The sequence below is a fragment of the Helicobacter sp. genome, assembly GCF_014799995.1.
Lineage (GTDB): Bacteria > Campylobacterota > Campylobacteria > Campylobacterales > Helicobacteraceae > Helicobacter_D.
Map to the genome: position 1 here is coordinate 1 of NZ_JAAVGY010000010.1, position 5,527 is coordinate 5,527.

Here is a 5,527-nt window from a genome sequence, read left to right on the forward strand (position 1 = left end):
GATTTCAAGGCTATCGAAGGAGCCGGCAATGTCAGCGGACTCCTACCTTATCCCCAGATCGCCAACTATTCAAGTGGAATGTTCAAGAGCATTTTCCATCTTCTTCGCGTAACCGATGCCGATGGCGGTGTGCTCTACGAGAACAAGGAACTGATTGCAGACGTGGCGACACCGATCGCAGCTGAGGAGGATTCGGCAATCTACGATATTCTCGGTCGTCGCGTGACGGTGCCGGTTGCCGGAAACATCTACATCCGCGACGGTAAAAAGATACTTTGGAAATAGGCTAAGATTGATTTTGTTCGATATGTCCGAGTCCGGCGGGGTCTTCATCAGGGAGGCTCCGCCGGATATGTATGATTTAGGAGAATTCCGGGGCGCGTGCCGGGGCGACCAAACATTTTTAGACTTTTGGCTAACCTTTATATGAAATAAAATTGCTAACTTTACGCGCGAGGATAATTCTCGAAATTTTGGATAAAAGCTTATCATCGGAGCGATGATATATTTTTAACCTAAAAACAAACACTATGAAACTAATCTACGCAACTTTTGCGGCGGCTGTAATGGCTAATATCGCTGCCGGCGAAGCCCGGGCCAATGAGCCGGTGAGCGATCCGACGGGTGTCTCTCCGTACGGTAAGACCGTATGCGAGGGGAGAACGTGGGATTACTATATGGGCAACATTTATCTGGAGGGAGGACATATGATGCTATATGGCTATCATTTTGACGGTCGGCAGAGTGTCGGAGAGCAGGAATATGCAGTCTTTCGCAATGGCGATGACGAGGCAATCGCATTGATGCGTGAGGAGGATGAGAAGATTTACCTCTATGTGCCGAGTCCTGATGACGACACATTGCCACAATATGAGATTATGGTGGATGGTATGACAATTACCGGAGAAATTCTTCTCTATGACTTTTCGCTAAACGAGGGTGAAAGATTTACAGTTCCGGGATTTGACAATGGATCCGGGACACACGGCATGTTATTTGAATTTGAGGTAAAAGCTACATCTACTTTTGAAGTCGATGGCGAGAATTTCGTTACTCAGCAGTTCTGTTGCGTATCAGAACCCACTGACGAGGTGTTCACTGCTATTGAAGGAGTGGGTAATACCGAAGGTTTATTACCATGTCCACAAATGCTCGTAAAGATTAATGGTCCCAACTCTACTAATTTTCGAGTTGTACGTGTCACCGATGATAAACTCGGTGTACTATATGAGAATGATAGATTCTGGGCAGGTGTGTCTACGCCATCAACTGATGAAGAAACGACAGCCATCTACGATATTCTCGGACGTCGCGTGACGGTGCCGGTTGCCGGAAACATCTACATCCGCGACGGCAAAAAGATACTTTGGAAATAGGCTAAGATTGATTTTGTTCGATATGTCCGAGTCCGGCGGGATCTCCTCAGGGAGGCTCCGCCGGCTGTTTATTTGGGGTTCCGTGAAAATCCGTATGAGGATATCGGGGCGGCACGGGGCGTAGGCCGAGGCCGTACACTCCCTTTGGCTGACGCGCTCGGATGGTGCCGCAGTTTTTGAAAACCTACAGGAATGCGGCGACATTCCTGATTTTGGCCAGACGTGCAAGGAATGAGGGATTAGAACGGGCAACTTGTTTGTTGTAGTCACTCTGCAGACGCAGCCATAGGTCGGCATCAATCCCAAGGGCTGCCTCCAGCAGGAGGGCGTATTCCGTCGATACGGCACGCTTGCCATTCAGCACCTCGTTAAGCACGGAGGCAGGAACACCTATTTCCTCTGCAAGCGCCTTCTGGGATATACCACGGTAATCCAGCTCATCCTTTATCATCTCGCCGGGATGTATGGGAGAGGATGGATTAAGATTGTTGGCTATCATGTCGGGGGCAACCCCTTCTACTTTTACTTTCATAATTATATTTATTTATAATGATTGGACAGTTCTAAGATATTACATACGGTGAGGATAGGTTCGTTGTTGTTTACATCGACAGTGAATTCGACGCGGTATTGGTCGTTTACCCGCACCGAACTGCGTCCGGCCTTGTCGCCGGAAAGCACTTCGTAGTTGAGCGATCGAATTTGCCAGAGGGATTCTATGGAGGAAGCTCCTTTGAGAAAGTTAATTGCCTTCTGGTAACGCCGTATGATATCGGGCTGAAAACGATGTTTCTTATCAGGACTTCTCCCTTCCTGATATAGAATCCGCAATGGTTCGGTTTCAAAAGTCACTACCATAACCTATTCATTTGATGGTGCAAATTTAATAGAATTATTTCAAATTCGCAAATTTGATAATATCTGGGACAGTGTATATGTCAGTTTGTGAATGGACTTTTTGGAAATAGGCTAAGATTGATTTTGTACCGATATGTCCGAGTCCGGCGGGGTCTTCATCAGGGAGGCTCCGCCGGATATGTATGATTTAGGAGAATTCCGGGGCGCGTGCCGTGGCGACCAAACATTTTTAGACTTTTGGCTAACCTTTATATGAAATAAAATTGCTAACTTTACGCGCGAGGATAATTCTCGAAATGTTTGGATAATAGCTTATCATCGGAGCGATGATATATTTTTAACCTAAAAACAAACACTATGAAACTAATCTACGCAACTTTTGCGGCCATACTGTTAGCTGCTATGGCCGGCCGGGCCGGGGAACTGCAATCTCCCGAATGGGAGGGTAAATTGAACGAGCAGGTGGTAATCCCATACGATTTATTGCCTGAACGGTATATGAACGAGGAGCCGGATGTCATGGAAATCCGCTCCAGACTTGCAGTAACGGTTATGCCTCCTGTGCGGAGGAGTCCGGGCGCCGCTCAGGTTGCAGCTGAGCCTATACGAATCACGACCACCGGGTATGGACAATTGGAAACCATGTTGCGTGATGCGGGTTCCACCGAGGCTGATTCCATAGTGTTGGCCGGCCCGCTTGATGTGGCAGACCTTAAGGCACTCTATACATGGGTAATGGACCGCGACGGGGTTGATGTGATCAATCTTGAGGAATCAATCTTGAAGAATAATGAATTTCCTCAGTATTCTTTCTATGAGCCGTCTCAATTTGATAATAGCCGATGGTTTCCGGTCAGACGTATGATACTGCCTGAGGGAATAGAGAAAATTGGAAAGGCCGCATTCGCCTATATGAGAGTTGAGGAGATAAACATTCCATCGACTGTCAGGGAAATCGGTCCATCGGCATTTGCCTACGACCGTTGGCTGAACTGTGAGATAATAATTCCGGAAGGTATTACAACAATTGAAAGTCAAACGTTCATTGATTGCTACCGAATGGAATCAGCACCTGAATTGCCAAAATCTCTCCTGAGAATCGGAGATTATGCTTTTGCCAACAACCGATGGGATATAATAGATCTTCCAGACGCCCTGCACTCCATTGGTGAGGGTGCATTTTATGGGTGCTGGTTAAAATCTATGGTAATACCGGAAACTTGCATTTCAATAGGCGACGTTGCATTTCAAGGTTGTCAGGAACTAAGTGAAATATCTTTGCCTCAACATCTGGAGACAATACCTTATGGTATGTGTGGTAATTGTTTTTCGTTGAAAAGCATTGAACTCCCGAATAATTGCCGAACGGTGGGAAGGAGTGCGTTCTACTATGCTCCTTTGGAGAATGTTGTATTCGGCAGTATGGTGGAGACCATTGAAAAGGATGCATTCCTCGGGTGTCGGCTGACTACTATTAGTCTGCCTGCCTCCTTACGTACTCTTGGTGCGGCATGTTTCCAGGACAACAGTCTTATGGATGTGTATTGCATGGCCAAAGTCCCTCCGATTTGCGAGAAAGCGGAGGTGGATGGGGGCAGTCCCTTTTGTTATAGCTCCCAGCACAACAATGCAATACTCAATGTACCCAAAGGCACACGCAGAGCATATATGAATGCATACGGTTGGGATTCATTCAGTGTTGTAAAAGAGATTAACTCTGAAGGACCGGGAACATCAGCTACCAACTATTTCGGCGTAGAGGGTGTGAACTGGATGGTGGCTAAGAAAGCGGGGGTCGGTTCCTCTGATACAGCCGATATACTCGATATAAGCATGAAAAGTACCCACAATGTAGGTGGACGTGATTGCATGATGATCGGTATTCAAGGGGAGGAAGAGTTTATTCCCGTAGGAAATATTGTCACTGAGGGAGAGAAGGTCTATTTCTATGATGGAATGCAGGAGGAATGGTTACTGATGTATGATTTCAGTCTTCAGCCGGGGGATGGATGTATAATCTATGGTACGAACGGACTTATGCTGACCAATCATTCCGATCATCCGCGATATATGGTGGAATGTCTTTCCATAGAGGATATACCGGATACGGAACTCGAGATGATGACACTGAATATATGGCCATACGATATTAACGGAGGCCTTGAGGATGTCACTTATGAAGTACAGTGGATACGTGGACTCGGAAGTACGGTGTGTCCGTATGATAATGACACCCCTTTCCTGAAGGGAGACGACTACTATGTCCGGGAAATAACCCTTAATGGCGAAATCTTATACAGCAACTATGCCGCAGGGGTGTTGACTCCGGCGGCTTCGGAGGAGGATTCGGCTGTCTACGATATTCTGGGACGTCGCGTGACGGTGCCGCTTGCCGGAAACATCTACATCCGCGACGGCAAAAAGATACTTTGGAAATAGGCTAAGATTGATTTTGTACCGATATGTCCGAGTCCGGCGGGGTCTTCATCAGGGAGGCTCCGCCGGATATGTATGAGTCGGATATGTATGACTTAGGAGAACAAATTAAGAATTACGGGCATCGTGCCGGAGTGACTAAACATTTTTAGACTTTTGGCTAACCTTTATATGAAATAAAATTGCTAACTTTACGCGCGAGGATAATTCTCAAAAAAATTGGATAATAGCTTATCATCAGAGCGATGATATATTTTTAACCTAAAAACAAACACTATGAAACTAATCTACGCAACTTTTGCGGCGGCTGTAATGGCTGCTATCGCTGTGGGCGAAGCCCGGGCCGATGAGCCGGTGAGCAATCCGACGGGTGTCTCTCCGTACGGCAAGACCGTATGCGAAGGACGTACGTGGGATTACTATCTTGAGGATTTTTACCTTGAAACAAGTAATTCTCGGGAAGTGTCAGGATTCCACTTCAATGGGATTGAAACAGTCAACGAACGGGTTTACGCTGTGTTCCGTGATGCTGAGGAGAATCCGCTTGCCCTCATGCGTGAGGAAGACCGGAAAGTTTATCTTTATGTGCCCGCGGAAGATGACGTAACCTCAATCGGAAGCGGCACAAGTGTGTATGATGATGAACGTATGCCTGTGACAGGGGAAGTGTTGCTATATGACTTCTCTATCAAGACGGGAGGGGAGTTCAGCAGTGTGGGATTCGATGATCTTAATATGAGATACGGAATCCTGATACAATGTGAGGTTACTTCGGATCGCATGTTTGAATTTGGCGGGGAAGAGTTTACAGTTCAAGAATTCAATACTGTCCCAGACCTCTTTGAACCAGATTTCAA

The 5,527-nt window shown here is 46.6% G+C and carries 6 protein-coding genes; 4 read left to right on the forward strand and 2 right to left on the reverse strand.

The window, feature by feature from the left end; all coding sequences use genetic code 11:
• Positions 1-285 (forward strand): hypothetical protein (locus HDT10_RS02350; RefSeq protein WP_290879561.1); only part of this gene is annotated, 285 nt, incomplete at its 5' end.
• A gap of 245 nt (positions 286-530) precedes the next feature.
• Complete coding sequence (locus HDT10_RS02355; RefSeq protein ID WP_290879563.1) at positions 531-1,376, forward strand: hypothetical protein; 846 nt, start codon at positions 531-533, stop codon at positions 1,374-1,376.
• Positions 1,377-1,560: 184 nt separating this feature from the next.
• On the opposite strand, the gene HDT10_RS02360 is transcribed toward HDT10_RS02355, so the two are convergent.
• Positions 1,561-1,908 carry a HigA family addiction module antitoxin gene (locus HDT10_RS02360; RefSeq protein ID WP_290879566.1) on the reverse strand — a complete coding sequence of 116 codons (348 nt, stop codon included), beginning with the start codon at positions 1,906-1,908 and terminating at the stop codon, positions 1,561-1,563.
• 8 nt (positions 1,909-1,916) lie between these two features.
• Positions 1,917-2,234: a type II toxin-antitoxin system RelE/ParE family toxin gene (locus tag HDT10_RS02365; RefSeq protein ID WP_290879569.1), complete on the reverse strand. Its 318-nt coding sequence runs from the start codon at positions 2,232-2,234 to the stop codon at positions 1,917-1,919.
• 357 nt (positions 2,235-2,591) lie between these two features.
• Between HDT10_RS02365 and HDT10_RS02370 the strand changes: the two genes are divergently transcribed.
• On the forward strand, positions 2,592-4,673 hold the full coding sequence (locus HDT10_RS02370) for a leucine-rich repeat domain-containing protein (protein WP_290879570.1): 2,082 nt from the start codon (positions 2,592-2,594) through the stop codon (positions 4,671-4,673).
• Between the two features lie 273 nt (positions 4,674-4,946).
• Positions 4,947-5,527, forward strand: a 581-nt coding sequence (locus HDT10_RS02375; RefSeq protein ID WP_290879573.1) for a hypothetical protein, incomplete at its 3' end; no start/stop codon positions are given.